General features: G+C 58.1%; 13 protein-coding genes. 6 read left to right on the top strand and 7 right to left on the bottom strand.

What is annotated here, in order from left to right:
* Positions 1 to 14 precede the first annotated feature (14 nt).
* The 3 genes from ccoS to RE428_RS10290 all read left to right on the top strand — a co-directional run bounded on the left by ccoS (position 15) and on the right by RE428_RS10290 (position 1,662).
* On the top strand, positions 15 to 278 hold the full coding sequence (gene ccoS, locus RE428_RS10300; RefSeq protein ID WP_004581921.1) for a cbb3-type cytochrome oxidase assembly protein CcoS: 264 nt from the start codon (positions 15 to 17) through the stop codon (positions 276 to 278).
* Complete coding sequence (locus tag RE428_RS10295) at positions 268 to 963, top strand: sulfite exporter TauE/SafE family protein (RefSeq protein WP_004581920.1); 696 nt, start codon at positions 268 to 270, stop codon at positions 961 to 963. The genes ccoS and RE428_RS10295 overlap by 11 nt, the downstream gene beginning before the upstream one ends.
* 207 nt (positions 964 to 1,170) lie before the next feature.
* Positions 1,171 to 1,662 carry a hypothetical protein gene (locus tag RE428_RS10290; protein ID WP_004581919.1) on the top strand — a complete coding sequence of 164 codons (492 nt, stop codon included), beginning with the start codon at positions 1,171 to 1,173 and terminating at the stop codon, positions 1,660 to 1,662.
* Positions 1,663 to 1,698: 36 nt separating this feature from the next.
* Here RE428_RS10290 and ttcA read toward each other — a convergent pair whose 3' ends face one another.
* Positions 1,699 to 2,574, bottom strand: a complete 876-nt coding sequence (gene ttcA / locus RE428_RS10285; protein WP_004581918.1) for a tRNA 2-thiocytidine(32) synthetase TtcA — start codon at positions 2,572 to 2,574, stop codon at positions 1,699 to 1,701.
* Between the two features lie 176 nt (positions 2,575 to 2,750).
* Between ttcA and RE428_RS10280 the strand changes: the two genes are divergently transcribed.
* From RE428_RS10280 to RE428_RS10270, 3 genes are all read left to right on the top strand, one after another.
* Complete coding sequence (locus RE428_RS10280; RefSeq protein WP_004581917.1) at positions 2,751 to 3,410, top strand: TetR/AcrR family transcriptional regulator; 660 nt, start codon at positions 2,751 to 2,753, stop codon at positions 3,408 to 3,410.
* A 63-nt stretch (positions 3,411 to 3,473) separates the two neighbouring features.
* On the top strand, positions 3,474 to 4,145 hold the full coding sequence (locus RE428_RS10275; RefSeq protein ID WP_004581916.1) for a DNA-J related domain-containing protein: 672 nt from the start codon (positions 3,474 to 3,476) through the stop codon (positions 4,143 to 4,145).
* A gap of 15 nt (positions 4,146 to 4,160) precedes the next feature.
* Positions 4,161 to 5,207, top strand: coding sequence for a polysaccharide deacetylase family protein (locus tag RE428_RS10270; RefSeq protein ID WP_004581915.1), 1,047 nt, complete (start codon positions 4,161 to 4,163; stop codon positions 5,205 to 5,207).
* Between the two features lie 25 nt (positions 5,208 to 5,232).
* On the opposite strand, the gene RE428_RS10265 is transcribed toward RE428_RS10270, so the two are convergent.
* From RE428_RS10265 to aceE, 6 genes are all read right to left on the bottom strand, one after another.
* Positions 5,233 to 6,618, bottom strand: a complete 1,386-nt coding sequence (locus tag RE428_RS10265) for a MalM family protein (RefSeq protein WP_004581914.1) — start codon at positions 6,616 to 6,618, stop codon at positions 5,233 to 5,235.
* A 53-nt stretch (positions 6,619 to 6,671) separates the two neighbouring features.
* The gene (locus RE428_RS10260; RefSeq protein WP_004581913.1) at positions 6,672 to 8,297 is read right to left on the bottom strand and encodes an OmpP1/FadL family transporter; all 1,626 of its coding nucleotides are present in this window, start codon (positions 8,295 to 8,297) and stop codon (positions 6,672 to 6,674) included.
* A gap of 39 nt (positions 8,298 to 8,336) precedes the next feature.
* The gene (locus tag RE428_RS10255; protein ID WP_004581912.1) at positions 8,337 to 9,362 is read right to left on the bottom strand and encodes a hypothetical protein; all 1,026 of its coding nucleotides are present in this window, start codon (positions 9,360 to 9,362) and stop codon (positions 8,337 to 8,339) included.
* A 60-nt stretch (positions 9,363 to 9,422) separates the two neighbouring features.
* Positions 9,423 to 10,223, bottom strand: coding sequence for a C39 family peptidase (locus RE428_RS10250; RefSeq protein WP_004581911.1), 801 nt, complete (start codon positions 10,221 to 10,223; stop codon positions 9,423 to 9,425).
* A gap of 440 nt (positions 10,224 to 10,663) precedes the next feature.
* Entirely contained in the window at positions 10,664 to 12,304 is a 1,641-nt protein-coding gene (gene aceF / locus RE428_RS10245) for a dihydrolipoyllysine-residue acetyltransferase (protein WP_004581910.1), read from the bottom strand.
* Positions 12,305 to 12,327: 23 nt separating this feature from the next.
* Positions 12,328 to 15,003, bottom strand: coding sequence for a pyruvate dehydrogenase (acetyl-transferring), homodimeric type (gene aceE, locus RE428_RS10240; RefSeq protein WP_004581909.1), 2,676 nt, complete (start codon positions 15,001 to 15,003; stop codon positions 12,328 to 12,330).
* Positions 15,004 to 15,235 lie beyond the last annotated feature (232 nt).

Below are 15,235 nucleotides of genomic sequence, written 5' to 3'. Positions count from 1 at the left end.
GTCGAGGTTCGGGTTTGGAAATCGTCTATCTCCTTGTTCCCATTACGCTGATCCTGGTTGCCGTCGGCGTTGCCGTGTTCTCATGGGCGGTGAAAAGCGGCCAGTATGACGATCTCGAAGGGCCCGCCCACCGAATCCTTTACGATGACGACCAGGATATGATCCCGGACGACGCCAAGACTGAGCGCCAGAAATCCGAAGAACTCAAAAAGGAAGATCGCTCCACGCGTCCGACGGACGAAAAGAAAGCAGGATCGACCGGCAACGATGGGAAATGAGTTGCTGCTGAGCTATCCCAGTGCGTTCATGATCGGCTTGCTGGGTAGCGCCCATTGCTTGGGTATGTGTGGCGGGATCAGTGCCTCGCTTTCCATGGCGGTCCCCATCGGTCGCGCCTTCCGGTTGCGTCAGTCGCTACTTATTCTCGGCTTCAACATCGGCCGTATCGTCAGCTACGTCCTTTTGGCAACGTTGCTGGCGCTACTCAGCACCCAAGCGGTGGACCTCTGGGCACAATTGGGCCCCGTTCTGAGGACGATCGCGGGGCTACTGCTGATTTTTATGGGACTGTCCATGGGTCAGTGGTGGCAAGGGATTCATTACGTAGAGAAGATCGGTGCGCCGGTCTGGCATCGAATCTCGCCGTTGACCCGCCGTTTTACCCCCGTCCGCCACCCCACACAGGCCCTTGGCCTTGGCCTTCTCTGGGGCTGGCTACCCTGCGGATTGATCTATAGCACGTTGGGATGGGCTGCCCTACAACCCACTGTCGGCACCGCGGCACTCACCATGTTCTTTTTTGGACTAGGCACGCTGCCATCGATGCTGACAACAGGGTTTGCGGCTTCAAGCCTTCAGAAACTGCGTACCCATCGCCGGTTCCGGCAAGTGACGGGAGGCTTGCTGATTATTTTCGGTGTTTGGACTCTGCCCTTTACCGCCAGCCTGATACATAGCCTCTGAATCCTTCCCTCTGAGCTCTTTCCCTATTTGACAAGATTTAATGTTCAAGGATTGACCAGCCCGTTTTAGATGGACTAAGTTGATCATGTACTTAGGGCTGTTTTCTCAAGTGAATTTCACAGAGCAAAGCATAAGTGCTCGTTATGTTTGCGAGCTGACAGGACAGTAATGCCGTCAGTTCGCCAGGTTCCAGCGAGGGCCAAGCATATGTCGCAGGCATCCGCACTGTTAGATCACGTCATTCGCCCGGTATCCCATGCATTGGGCGAATCCCACCCTGTTATCGAAGAAATACTGCTAAGCGCGGCCACTCTGAGAAGCTTCGATCCGTTTGCCGAAAATGCGGAGGCGGGACTCGGCGTGTTCGGCATATCGCCGGAACTGCACCGACAGGTCTGGGATGAATTCCTGGCCTTCCAACCCGATCTGGCCAGCCAGGTGCGTGGTTTCGCCAGCCAGCATCAGTTTTTGATCAACCCCGACGCAGAACTCGTAACCAACACGCGCTATGCCGCCGCGATTGCGATCAGTGCACTCGAATGGGTGAAACCATCCTGGCCGCTGCCCAATGACGCCTATGCTCTCACACAGCTATGGTCGGGACTGACGCACATTCATGAGGAGAGCTACGTCAGTCGTTTGCAGCATACGCTGGAGGAGCTTTGCGACACGGCAGGCGCTCCTCACTACGCGTTCTAAGAGGCGAGAGTCTGCGGACCTCAGGCGTTCAAGACCTCAGATGTTGAGCACATCGAGACGTTCGAAGGCCGGCGCATCTGACGGCGCGGCTTTTTCCTGCTGACGCCAATCCACTTCAAGGTTATTGAAATCGTATATAGACGGATCCGCGAGGTGTGAAGGCGATACGTTGCAAATCGCCCGGAACATTGATTCGATGCGCCCTGGGTGCTGGCGATCCCAGGTATTCAGCATGTCCTTGACCACCTGACGCTGGAGATTCTCCTGGGACCCACAGAGGTTACACGGAATGATGGGGAACTCGCGTAGTCCGGCATAGCGCTCGATGTCTTTCTCCCGGGCGTAGACCAGTGGTCGGATCACCACGTTGCGGCCGTCATCACTCTTCAGCTTGGGCGGCATGGTCTTCAGGCGCCCCCCATAGAACATGTTGAGGAAGAGGGTCTCGAGCAGGTCGTCACGGTGATGGCCCAAGGCGATCTTGGTAACGCCGTGCTCCTCGGCAAAGTTGTAGAGTATGCCCCGGCGCAGGCGCGAACAGAGCCCGCAGGTGGTTTTGCCTTCGGGCACCTTGTCCTTGACGATACTGTAGGTGTCCTTTTCGATGATGTGGTACTCGATACCCAGCCTTCCCAGGTACTCGGGGAGCACGTGTTCGGGGAAACCCGGTTGTTTCTGGTCCAGGTTCACGGCAATCAGTTCGAACGGTACCGGCGCACTGCGTTGCAGATTGAGCAGGATATCCAGCATGGCATACGAATCCTTACCACCGCTGAGACAGCACATCACCTTGTCACCCGCTTCGATCATGCCGAAATCGGCAATCGCCTGACCCACGTCTCGCCGTAGGCGCTTCTGCAGCTTGTTGAGTTCGACGGTTGCCTTGCGGTTGTCTGCGAGTTGCTCTTCCATAACCTTGCCGGACAGTGAAAAATGGGACCCGAGTATACCGAATGGCGATGGCCGTCGTCAGGCCCGCCTCCCGGTATTCCGGCTTTCACGTATACCTCGGCGCGAACTTATCGGAGACTCTAGCGCCTCAAGGATGACAAACAGTTCATAAAAACCCATGGAAAGGGAGCAGTAGCATGCAAGGCAAGAAGCCAGGCCCTGCGGTCAAACAGGGCAAACGCGAACTTAACCGCTTCAACAACCGCCGCGCCATCCTTGGCGCCGCCCGGGAATGTTTTCGCGAACGGGGCTACGAACAGACCACTATTCGCGACATCATCCGCCGTACTGACCTGGCGGCAGGCACCTTCTACAATTACTTCTCCGACAAGCGTGATATCTTTATCGCCCTGCTGGAGAGTTTCCTCGGCACCCTACGCACACACATCAAGGCTGGTCACCGTTCAGCCGGCAACGAGCTGGATCTCATCCGCTCTACCTATCTGGCCCTGTTCCGGGCGACCGCCGATGACCCAGTCATCTACGAACTCGCCTACCGGAACGGACAGGCAATTCGCGAGCTCCTTGGTTCTGACCTTTTGGGGCTGGCCATGGCGTCCCTGGATGAGGATATCCGCCAGGCAGCTGACCGCGGATGGATTGCGCCCGATAAGCAGGATTACCTGTCGGCGGCATGCCGGGGTATCGCCTACGAGATGAGCCTTCAATTGGCCCGCCGTGCCGGCACCGAGCCCGACCATGCCGTCAAGGCTGCGGAGGAGGCAGCGGACTTCGCCATCGACATGCTCCGCCACCACTTCACACCGGTAGCCGGGACACGACGCAGGCAGGCATGATTTCCCGAGGGTCTGTTGACCCTACGGCTTTCACTTCGCCTGCGACTGCCTTAGTCTAATGGTATGAATGATCAGCCCGAGAAATCATTACCCGAAAACAGCGAGCGCCAGAATGCTGCGCGCTCAGCGGCCCTGCGCCAGAAAATCGCGACCATGCTGGTGGCCACAGAGGCCATCCTGCGTGAGGACGATGAGGGTATTTCGGAGCTTGCACTCATACGCCGACTCCAGCAGCCGCCCTGGCAGTTGCTCGAAAAGGTAGATTTTTCGGATCCCGCCGGACTCTATCCCGTGCATTTCCTGATCTTTCATTGCCTTTATCGACTAAGGGACGACCTCGCGCCGGATGGTGAAACCGTGGACATATCGCCCCTGCGCATCAGGCTGCGGCCCGACCCCACCATTGCCAGCGATGGACTACCAGCGGAACAGGATCAGCTGCGGCTTTTTTACCTGGACCTGTCACAGTATGATTTGTCGGAAATCGTAGTCCGCCGCATGCTGGACGATTTCTGGGCTGGTCGCACACCCACCCGTCTGGGAGTGGAAGAACTCGACGAAGCAGCGCAGGTACTCGGCTTCGAACAGTTCCCGGACGACTTCGACAGTGTCCGCCGGGCCTACCGGCGCCAGGCTATGCGCGCGCACCCGGACCGCGGCGGCTCCAAGGAGGAAGTCCAGCCCCTCAATGAGGCATTCAATATACTACGTACGCATTTCCTGTCTGCTGTCTAGAAATAGGAACCTATCGTGACTGGAAGACTATCCGCACCGATCGCCGGACTGGCGATACTGACACTGCTGGCCATCGGCGCACCGAGCCATGCCGATCTGGCTATCCTCCAATATCACCACATCAGCAACGAGACACCGGCCGCTACCAGCACCACGCCTTCGCTATTCCGGGGGCAGATCGATATGATCCAGGATCTGGAGCTGCCGGTTCGCTCCCTGCGGGAGGCCACCCGGGCGGCGCTGGCCGGCGATATCGGCGAGGAGCCGGTCGTCGCCATTACTTTCGACGATGCCTACAGCTCGGTCTACGACACCGCCGCGCCCATCCTGCTCCAGCGGGATATGCCATTTACCATCTTTGTGAACACCCAGGCTATCAGCGAGGGCCGTCACGGTCACATGACCTGGGATCAGTTGCGCGAACTCGCCGCCAAGCCGCAAGTCACCATAGGCAACCACAGCGCCGACCATGGGCACCTGGCACAGAAGCCTGAGGAACGCGAGGAAACCTGGCGCGAGCGAGTGACCACCAGCCTGGACCAGGCCCAAGAGACCTTGCAGGAAAAAATGGGTGAAGCCACTCCACTTTTCGCCTACCCCTACGGGGAGTTCAGTGAGGCCCTCGAGGAGTTGGTCGCCGAACGTGACTGGTACGGTTACGGCCAGCACTCCGGGCCGGTCGGCAAAACATCGGCACCGACCCGTCTGCCCCGATTCCCGATGGCGACCAGCTACGGACAGTTAGCATCGCTGGAAGATAAACTGCGCAGCCGCACATTGCCTGTGGATGCGACAACGCTACCTGACGGTATTGTCGACACGAATCCACCCAAACTTACGCTGGATTTACCGCAGGGTATGAAACCCGATCCCCTGACCTGTTATGGCTCAGGCGTTGGTCGGCTCGACGTAGAACCTGCAGAAGGCAACCAGGTGAAAGTCAGTGCAGACAGCGCCTTTTCCAGCCGCCGCTTTCGCTACAACTGCACTTACCCGGCAGGGAATGGTCGCTTCTACTGGCAGTCCGTGCAATGGGTAGACCTCTCCCAGCCGGAAGACTGAAATCGATAGGAAGTCGATGCAACGGTCAGCCGCCTAACTCGGCCAGCCCTAGCAGCCCATGCGTGGAATGCCTTATGACCGTGGTACCCTCCTCGGTCTCGAACACCGTCTGTCCCGCCTGGTCCTCAGCTCGACTCATAATCAGTAGCCAGCGGTCTCCCTGTCTTGGAAAAGCCGGGACCCGGGCCTCCAAGTAACCATGGCTATGCCAGCTCTCCGGCTGATACTCGAATGCCAGCTCGGTAACCAGACGACGGGTGGCCATATCCTTGTCGAGGAAAACAAGAGTCGGCAGGAAAACGCCCTGTTTGACGTAGGAGCGAACCTGCATCACGAAAGCGACTGAATTCTCTGGTTCCGGTAATTCAACCAACCGGTAAGCGCTGTTACCCGTGGAAAACCGGAATTCGGGCGCAAGGTCATCAAGGTCCAGCTGGAATTCCCGGGAATCATCCCACTCGGCCAGGTCTTTCCTGGGCAAGTCCTCGCAGCATTGCCTGACCCAGGCCTCCAACAAAGACTCTGTCTTGTCGATACCCAGCACTTCCAGCGCAGCGGGATTGGCCTGCTCGATCGTCGGTTGCCGTGACCCATCGATCACCAATGCCGAGGTCAGTTCTGTTACGCTCCGATCCTGCTTGGGGTTATCGAAACCGGCCTCGGGCCGGTAATAGTCGACACGGGTATTGCCTTGAGCATCCCGCCAAGTGAAGTAGGGTAACGGGTCGCCTTCGCGGATAAAGCCCTTCTTTGCCAGTTCGTTACCATCCGGATAGTTTTCGAGGGTGTACTCGGATTCGTCGTTTCGGGCTCGCTCGGGCGACGGTTTTTTTGAGGGCTCCGCCCCAGGTCGCGCCTCCTTTATGTCCAGTTCAGCAGCCCGGCTCGCTTTGTTTTTTGTTGACGCCTTCTCTGCCGCCACGAATGCAGGCAGGCTTCCAGGTGAAGCATCGGCTGGCGTATCTTTTGACGTATTATAGGAAGGAGCTGTTTGGGGGGGTAACGTAGCCTGCGCATCCAAGACCGCAGGTTTTGCCACATCAGATTCTGCTTCGAGTGTACCTTCGGCTTTCTTATTCGACAGCGCATGGGAGCGAATCTGAAGATCCGTAACAGGATCGCTAGCCTGATCCATTGCACGTGTCGACGTAGGGTCCTGTGCGGCCTCGGGTTCCACCGGCCTGGACTTGGCCGGCGTTCTCTGCCCTGCCCGTACCTGTTTGGCCCGCTGCTCGACAGGGTTCTTCTCTTCCTTGATCGGCGACTGACGCACGCGCCCGAACTCGTCGACCCACGTAAAGTACCGTCGATCGCCTTCGGCTCCGCCCCCAGTCGAACATGCGGCCAATACCAACACGCAGGAAAGCAGTAGCACAAGCAGACGTGAAACGACTATGGTATACAGCTTCATATCGGCTCCCCGAACGCCGCATGCCCAGGCTGCGCTCGTGCATACCTCCCCATTCAGAACTTGGTCCGGAAACTCAACCCCGCCATAACAACCCGCAGCGACGTCTTGACGTCGAGGCCGGCATAGGGGTTATAGATAATATTCGTAATACCGTCGCAGTTGATATTACAGCTGGTGTCCGCCGGAATTTCCTCGACCGAATGCAGGTAGCTCAGGTTCATATCGATCTGGGTGTCCCGGTCCCAACGGTAGCCCAGGCCAACGCTGTACAGGTTAGCGCCACCAAACGGCGCCATGATGGTTCGCTGGTCATCCGGAATGACCGAGTCACGGATTTCCACACCGGCGCGCAGATCGAGACGCGAAGAGGCATGGAATTCCGCCCCGAAGGCCCAATTCCACTGATCCTTGAAGCCCAGCGGTAAACGCAGGGTATTTGGGGTGGCGTTGTCCGGCGAAAGAATGCGTGCCGCGTTGAGGAACTCCAGATTGCGGTCGAACTTCAACTCCAGTGCATCCCATTCTGAATAGTCGGTCCAACCCAAGTCTACGTTCAACGTCAGCTTGGGATGGACCTTGACGCTGATACCGGTCTGAAAATGCTGAGGGTAAGTCAGGTTGAGACTGACATTCCCCGATTCCCGGGGCGCACCGGAAGGCAAACTCAGTATCGCCGAACCTATCGCCCCCAGAATTGAACTATTCACGCTCTGCCAGAAGCCTGACCAATCCTCGGTATACTCGATGGCGAACTGGCCCTTCATATTCATGTCAGCTTCGGAGGTATAGCTGGCACCCCAACTGAACCACTCCGTGGGCTCCCACATCACCCCAAGCGAATAGGTCGGTGAAAGGGTTTGCTGGACGTCGATACTTAATGCACCGATATCGTCCCAGGGGCCTACATTACCTCCGCATAGCGCCAGCCAGGGTGCCAAGGGCTCGTCGCCGGATTCACAGTTGAAGGCATCCTGAAGCACCTCCGCCACACCCAGCAGCATATTCGGCGCACGCATGTACTGGTCGGCGGCAATACCCATATGGGACAGATGGACGCCAGCCCCGACCGACCATTCATCGTTGACCTTATAGCCAACCGTTGGCGACAGATAGGTGGTCCGTTGCAAGGCCGTCGCCTTGGGCTGGTAACGGCCCGGGTCTTCTTTCTCCCGATAGAAGCCGGCGGCCATCGGCATATAGAACGCATTGCCGAAGGTCAGCTTGGAGCCGGGTTCGTTGATGCTGACACCTCCCGACGGCGCTAGCGCAGGCCCAGGCGGCAACTTCTGCAGGCCGAACCCGGGTACGTAAAGCGCCACGGTGTTGGTATGACTGTGGCTATTGGCAACGGGGTCCCGCTGCTCACCGGTGACCGGATCGGTTTCGAGCCCGTCGATACCAAAGATGTTGTAACCATCCGGCGCGTGGAAATCGGCATCATTGTCCAGATAGATGCTCATCAGGTTCACTTCGACCTGGCGATCTTCCAGCTTGGTGAGGCCTGCCGGGTTGTAGTGAATGGCCATAATCCCCGGGGGGTCTGCGGTGACGGCGTTGCCCAACGCCAGCGCTTTGGGGTGAATGGTCAGGTTCTGCGTCAATTGCGCGTGGGCACCGCACGACACAGCGCCGGCCGCCAGGGCCCCGATAATTCGTGTTCTGCAGCGGTTAACTCGCATGAAGATGATCCCTTGCCGATAAAACGTCCGTTGCCTCGTTTATTCCCGGAGTCCCGAGAAATTAATCGGCAGGGAGACACCCAACGAGAAATCAGGCGCATCTTCGGTCAGGCCGATGCCTACACTGGTATTGATGATGGTGGTGTCGCTGACCCTCGTACCGAGTGACAGGCTGAGGAAACCCGTCATCTGGTCCTGGGCCGTTGCGTCGGTGCCATCACTGAACTGCAGCTGGGTTTCATCGCTGTAGCTGATCTGTGAGGACACACTGAGGGAGATGTCGTAGGAAAGCGAATAAGCGAAACCCATGGATGCGGACAAACCAAAACCTGGCTCAACGGTGGTCAGAAGCCGTGCGCCGCGAACCTGTTCAAGATCATCCACTTCCATGTTGTAGCTGGCGCTGGCCGACCCGAAGAGCACGACCGGGTCAAGCACCTTCGACATACTGACCCCGCCGGCTACGGTGTAATAGCCACTGCCCGTGGATAGCTGACGGTTAACGTCGATCTCATAGGGGCTTACACCGGTCTTGCTGGTGATAGAGGTAAACAGTGTGGTCGACATCTTGCCGGGCACGTATGCAGCCGGCTGCCAGCGGGCGGTAAACGAAACGTCACCGATATCGTAGATTTCGAGCTCGTCCTGGGTATCGTACTTCACCACCAGAGGAATTCGCGTGCCGATGGTGAGGTTATCCAAGAGGCCGTAATCGTAAGAGAAGGCATTGGTGAAGTTATGGGTTGCAGAAGGCACGATATCCAGGTTACGGACCGAACCGTCGCTGATATTCACATCCAGCCGTTGATCCCCGGTGTAGGAGTAGTCGAAGGAATAGGTCAGCGCATGCGTGCCCTTCTTCTGCAGCGAATAGTTCTTTTCGGCGGACTGGAAGACCTCTTCCAGTTGCTTGGTGGAATCCTCGTCATCGTCCTGCTTCGCCAGGGCTTCCCGCGCCTTGTCGACGTTTTCTTCCTGGGCCCCGTTATTATCCTGAGCCCAGAGGAGGGTCGGCTGACCCGCGACGGAACAGATGATTAAACCTCGCACAACCCAACGATTCATCCCAGCTCCCTTATTTTTCGCATTCGTTTCCCTGACGTGCAGGACTCACCCGACCAGCCATCAATTGCGCCGGTAAAACAACTGTTTGCGGGTGTTCTCCACGGTGCCGTCAGGATTGTTCTTCTGTCGTTCAAGCAGATTATTGATCCGGCGACTGGTCGCCTCATGGAACTCTGGGATGGTGTCCAGCGCGAACAGCGTCATTGTCTGGTCGTCCACGAAACGCATGTCCTCTTCCTTGAGTTCAAGCGCATCCAGGGGCTTTTCACTCCCCGGGAATACGATGAAAAGGACATTGTCATCCCACTTCTCTTCGAACTGGGCCAACGTGAAGGAGATATTGCCGACGGAGGGATCTGCTAGGAACGCACGACCATCACGGATCGCACGCAACACCACAAAATGCTTAAAGCCGGCATGCTGAATGGGGACGATAGCGGGGTGATCCAGTTCCTTGAGATCGGCCACCGTGGCGCGGAAGCCACCTGATGGGTAACCCAACGCCGTCACCAGGCGCTTCATGTCCAACATTGAGAAGGCCCGGCGCTGGACAATGCGTTCGCTCTCGCCGTAATGCAGCAACCCTTCCATCACCTGGCGCTCATTGAGGTTTCGCCCCAGGTAATACTTCAGGACCGTGGTTAGTGCGGCGGAGCCACAGCTGTAGTCGTAAGCCTGGCGAACGATGTTGCGATAACGCTGTTCCACCAGCGGGTGGACATCGATGTCCCAGCGCAGCTCCTGCGGGCTGTCATCGAAATCCTGCTCGATGACGATAACGCCGGGTTCGCGTGGCTCAACGACTGTCGCCTCCTGCACCATCGCAAACGTCATGAGGGATCCCGCCAGCACGAGAATCATGGCAACTACGCGTCCTTCTTATAATTGGAATTCAATTTCCGGAATTCAGTCTTTGGTATTCTTTGAATCTGCTGAACTGTCGTTGTTGTTATCCAGCAGCCGCTTGTCTTTGTTTTGGCGCAGCTACCGTTACATCGTGTAACGCTAAGATACCGGATTGATATCACGCTGAAAGATAACTGTGCCTCAAATCCAGGGGTGGCCAGAAGGGCGTCTGGAGCGGTTTTGCGAGCCAGTTCACGTCATCGGAAAACAGGCTTGAGGAGGCATTGATAGAGCTCGGCCGGGGATTTTCTATCAGCACTTCAGCACATGAGTGTCGATAGCGAGGGAGAAAACGGCATGAACAGCAAAGAAGGGCTAGGGAAGGAAAAGAACAGAAAGGAAGGAAAAAAGGGAGCGGCCGCCGGGGGCTGGCTGACCGCTCCAATAGTGGCAACCTAGAGCAGGAGCTGGCGCAGGTCCTCCAGGCCCTCCCGCAAGGTATTGGTGAAACGTGCCGCGTCGGCGCCGTTGATCGCGCGATGGTCATAGGACAGCGACAGCGGCAGCATCAGACGCGGCTGGAAGGCAGAGCCATCCCACACCGGTGCCATGCTGGACTTCGATACGCCCAGGATCGCGACCTCGGGCGTGTTGACGATCGGCGTAAAGGCCGTGCCGCCAATACCACCGAGGCTGGTGATGGTGAAGCAGGCGCCCTGCATCTCCTTCGGGCTCAGCTTCTTGTCGCGGGCCTTCTGGGCCAGGGTTTGACATTCCTCAGCCAATTCCCAAAGCCCTTTCTGATCGACATTCCGGATGACAGGAACCACCAGACCGTCCGGCGTATCCACGGCAATACCAATGTGGATGTAGCGCTTGCGAATGATCTCCTTGCGATCCATATCCAACGAGACGTTGAAGTTCGGATGGGCCTTCAGCGCATTGGCGCAGATCTTCAGCAGGAAGGCCATCGGCGTCAGCTTCACGCCCCGCTTCTCGCCCTCACCCTTCTTCGACTTGCGGAACGCCTCCATCTCAGTGATGTCCGCCTGCTCGAACTGGGTCACGTGGGGCACGTTGAGCCAGCTACGCTGCATGCTATCCGCTGTCAGCTTCATCAGGCGGCTCATGGATTCCCGCTCAATGTCGCCGAACTGGCTGAAATCAGGCAGTTTCACGCCTGGCAGACCAGTACCCGCTACGGCACCGCCCTCCTGGGACTTGGCCAGGGCCTGTTTGATGTAAGCCTGCACATCCTCCTTGAGGATCCGGTTCTTGGGGCCAGAGCCTTGGATTCGACCCAGGTCGGCGCCCAGCTCGCGGGCCAAACGGCGCACCGCAGGACCTGCGTGGACACGCTTACCAGAGGCCGGCGCCACCTCTGCTTGAGGCTCAGGCTTTGATTCCGCCTTGGGGGCAGGTTCAGGCTTCGGCTCGGCGGGCTTCTCGGCTTTAGCCGGTTCAGCCGCCTTTTCGGTTTTCGGCTCGGGTGAAGCTCCGCCGCCAGACACCTCGATCTGACCGACCACATCGCCTTCACTGATGCGATCCCCCACCTTGACGGAGATGGACTTGATCGTACCCGCTGCCGGCGCAGGCAATTCCACCGATGCCTTGTCGGACTCGACCACCAGGATGGCAGCTTCCTCTTCAACAGAGTCGCCGGCGGTAACGCTGATCTCGATAACTTCCACCGACTCGGCACCGCCGAGGTCTGGAACATGAATGTCCTGGACACTACCGGAAGCAGACGCTTCTTTTTTTGCATCGCTCGCCTCTTCGGCGGGCGCTTCCTCTTCAGCGGGTGTTTCCTCCGCAGGCGTGTCGGCAGCGGAGGAACTCTCCTCGGCATCACTGCTATCACCCGCTTCCAGTTGGCCGATCACATCGCCTTCGCTGATGCGGTCGCCAACGCTGACGTTCAGGGCGGTGATCTTGCCAGTCTTGGGTGCAGGCAATTCGACGCTCGCCTTGTCGGACTCCAGGACCAGGATCGGGTCCTCTTCTGCCACGCTATCGCCCACGTTTACACTGATTTCGATGACCTCAACCGAATCGGCTCCGCCAAGGTCTGGCACGCGAATATCTTCTGCCATACTGCTGTGTCTCCTTAACGGGTTCAGTTGATGGCCGGAGCCGGCTTGTCGGCGTCGATGCCGAATTCACGGATGGCATCCTCGACAACCTCTGCCTTAACCTTGCCCTGGCGTGCCAAGGCACCCAGGGCAGCAACGACCACATGGCCACGATCCACTTCAAAGTGGCGACGCAGCTTTTCACGGGTGTCGGAGCGCCCGAAGCCGTCCGTGCCCAATACGGTGTAGTCTGCCGGCACCCACGCCCTCACCTGTTCGGCGTAAAGGCGCATGTAATCCGTCGAAGCGATCACCGGAGTTTCTGCGTCACCCAGGGTATCCTGGATATAAGCCGTACGCGGACGGGACGCCGGATGCAGGCGATTCCAGCGTTCGACGTTCTGACCATCACGGGCCAACTCGGTGAAACTGGTGACGCTATAGACATCGGAGGCGACTTCGTACTTCTCGGCCAGGATTTTCGCGGCCTCGCGCACCTCATTGAGGATGGTGCCGCTACCCAGCAGGCGTACGGCGTGCTTGGCCTTCTTGGCGCCCTTCTTCGCACCACTCTTCTCGCCCGCGGATTCCAGCTTGTAGATGCCGCGAATGATGCCCTCTTCCGCACCTTCCGGCATGGCCGGGTGGGCATAGTTCTCGTTCATCAGCGTCAGGTAGAAGTAGACACTCTCGTTATCGCCGTACATCCGCTGCAGGCCGTGACGCACGATAACCGCGACTTCATAGGCGAAAGTCGGGTCATAAGAGACACAATTGGGAACAGTGGCGGAAAGTACATGGCTGTGACCGTCCTGGTGCTGCAGACCTTCGCCGTTCAGCGTGGTGCGACCGGCAGTGCCGCCCAGCAGGAAACCACGGGCGCGCATGTCACCGGCAGCCCAGCACAGGTCGCCCACACGCTGGAAGCCGAACATCGAGTAGAAGATGTAGAACGGGATCAGCGGATAGTCGTTAGTGCTGTAGGAGGTCGCCGCGGCAATCCAGGCGGACATGGCACCGGCTTCGTTGATGCCTTCCTGCAGGATCTGGCCCTTACGATCCTCGCGGTAATACATGATCTGGTTGCGGTCGTTCGGCGTGTACTTCTGCCCTTCCGCGGTGTAGATCCCCATCTGGCGGAACATGCCGTCCATACCGAACGTCCGGGCTTCGTCCGGAACGATCGGCACGACGCGGGAACCGATCTGCTTGTCCTTGATCAACGTGCCCAGCATGCGCACGAAGGCCATGGTAGTGGAAAACTCGCGGTCGCCACTGTCCTGCAGTTGCTGTTTGAAGGTATCCAGCGGGGGAATGGTCAGCGGCTGGCTATCCGGACGACGGCGTGGCAGTGAACCACCGAGCTTGCCGCGCATCTTCTGCAGGTACTTCATCTCCGGCGAATCGTCCGCCGGTTTGTAGTACGGCATGCTCTCGATATCGTCATCGGAGATCGGAACACCAAAGCGATCACGGAATTCCTTGATGGTTTCCATGCTCAGTTTTTTCTGCTGGTGGGCGGTGTTCTGGGCCTGGCCCTGCTCACCGAAGCCATAGCCTTTAATCGTGTGCGCCAGGATGACCGTCGGTCCACCCGTATGGTTGACCGCTTCGTGGTAGGCGGCGTAGACCTTGTATGGGTCATGTCCGCCGCGGTTCAGGGCGTAGATATCCTCGTCGGACATGTGCTCGACGCGCTTGAGCAGCTCCGGATCGCGCCCGAAGAAGTTCTGGCGTACGTAGCCACCACCGTTGGACTTGAAGTTCTGCATCTCGCCATCGACGGCTTCGTCCATGACTTTCTGCATGCGCCCGTCATCGTCCTGCTCGAACAGCGGATCCCACAAGCGGCCCCATACCACTTTAATGACGTTCCAATTGGCGCCACGGAAGATGCCTTCCAGCTCCTGGATGATCTTGCCGTTACCCCGTACCGGTCCGTCCAAACGCTGCAGGTTGCAGTTGACGACAAAAATCAGGTTATCGAGCTTCTCGCGTCCTGCCAGCCCGATGGCCCCGAGGGTCTCCGGCTCATCACACTCACCGTCACCGATAAAGCACCAGACCTTACGATCGGGTCCTTCCGTGAGTTCACGGTTGTGCAGGTACTTCATGACGTGCGCCTGGTAGATTGCCTGTATCGGGCCCAGTCCCATGGAGACCGTCGGGAACTGCCAGTAGTCAGGCATCAGCCAGGGGTGCGGATAGGATGACAGGCCGTCACCGTCGACTTCGTTACGGAATTTGTCCAGGTGCTCTTCGGTCAGGCGCCCTTCCAGGAAGGAGCGGGCGTATAGGCCGGGCGAAGAGTGGCCCTGGAAGTAGATCAGGTCGCCTTCGCGGGTTTCGTCGCCGGCGTGGAAGAAATAGTTGAAACCGACATCCAGCAGCGTCGCGATGGACGAGAACGAATGGATGTGGCCGCCCAGTTCACCCGGGCGTTTATTGGCGCGGATAACCATCGCCAGGGCATTCCAGCGAACCAGCGAGCGGATACGACGCTCCATGAACAGGTCGCCCGGCATGCGCGCCTCGCGACTGGCTGGAATGGTATTGCGGTATGGCGTGTTTACGCTGTACGGCAGGGATGCACCCTCGCGGCTGGCCCGCTCTCCCAGCCGTTCGAGCAGAAACGCTGCCCGGTCAAGCCCTTCCTCACTGAGAACGGACTCCAGGGCTTCAACCCACTCCCCGGTTTCCGTTGGATCTTCATCATGCAACATCTACTTGTCTCCTCGTGCGGAAGCTGGGCTCGACCGGCTTGGTCTCGACTGGCTCTTAAAGGGTGGACCTGTTCATAATGGCGGGAACCACTAGCGACCAGGGGGCACATAACCAGGCGATCTGAGGCCAGAACGCAGCCCTGTTTAAGTCCTACGGTCGTCGTTCGAAAAGCTCTACGACTTTTGTAGTAATAAATAAATCAATGTATCTTTTAGGCGCTCTATAATA

The sequence above is a fragment of the Marinobacter nanhaiticus D15-8W genome (assembly GCF_036511935.1).
In the GTDB taxonomy this organism is placed as follows: domain Bacteria; phylum Pseudomonadota; class Gammaproteobacteria; order Pseudomonadales; family Oleiphilaceae; genus Marinobacter_A; species Marinobacter_A nanhaiticus.
Note: the sequence above shows the minus strand (reverse complement) of the source record. Positions and strands in the feature narration are given on the sequence as shown.

Coding starts and splice junctions, on each gene's coding strand:
- RE428_RS10265 (WP_004581914.1), bottom strand. CDS start 6,618: ATGAAGCTGTATACCATAGTCGTTTCACGTCTGCTTGTGCTACTGCTT.
- RE428_RS10260 (WP_004581913.1), bottom strand. CDS start 8,297: ATGCGAGTTAACCGCTGCAGAACACGAATTATCGGGGCCCTGGCGGCC.
- RE428_RS10255 (WP_004581912.1), bottom strand. CDS start 9,362: ATGAATCGTTGGGTTGTGCGAGGTTTAATCATCTGTTCCGTCGCGGGT.
- ttcA (WP_004581918.1), bottom strand. CDS start 2,574: ATGGAAGAGCAACTCGCAGACAACCGCAAGGCAACCGTCGAACTCAAC.
- aceF (WP_004581910.1), bottom strand. CDS start 12,304: ATGGCAGAAGATATTCGCGTGCCAGACCTTGGCGGAGCCGATTCGGTT.
- RE428_RS10290 (WP_004581919.1), top strand. CDS start 1,171: ATGTCGCAGGCATCCGCACTGTTAGATCACGTCATTCGCCCGGTATCC.
- RE428_RS10250 (WP_004581911.1), bottom strand. CDS start 10,223: ATGATTCTCGTGCTGGCGGGATCCCTCATGACGTTTGCGATGGTGCAG.
- RE428_RS10295 (WP_004581920.1), top strand. CDS start 268: ATGGGAAATGAGTTGCTGCTGAGCTATCCCAGTGCGTTCATGATCGGC.
- RE428_RS10280 (WP_004581917.1), top strand. CDS start 2,751: ATGCAAGGCAAGAAGCCAGGCCCTGCGGTCAAACAGGGCAAACGCGAA.
- RE428_RS10275 (WP_004581916.1), top strand. CDS start 3,474: ATGAATGATCAGCCCGAGAAATCATTACCCGAAAACAGCGAGCGCCAG.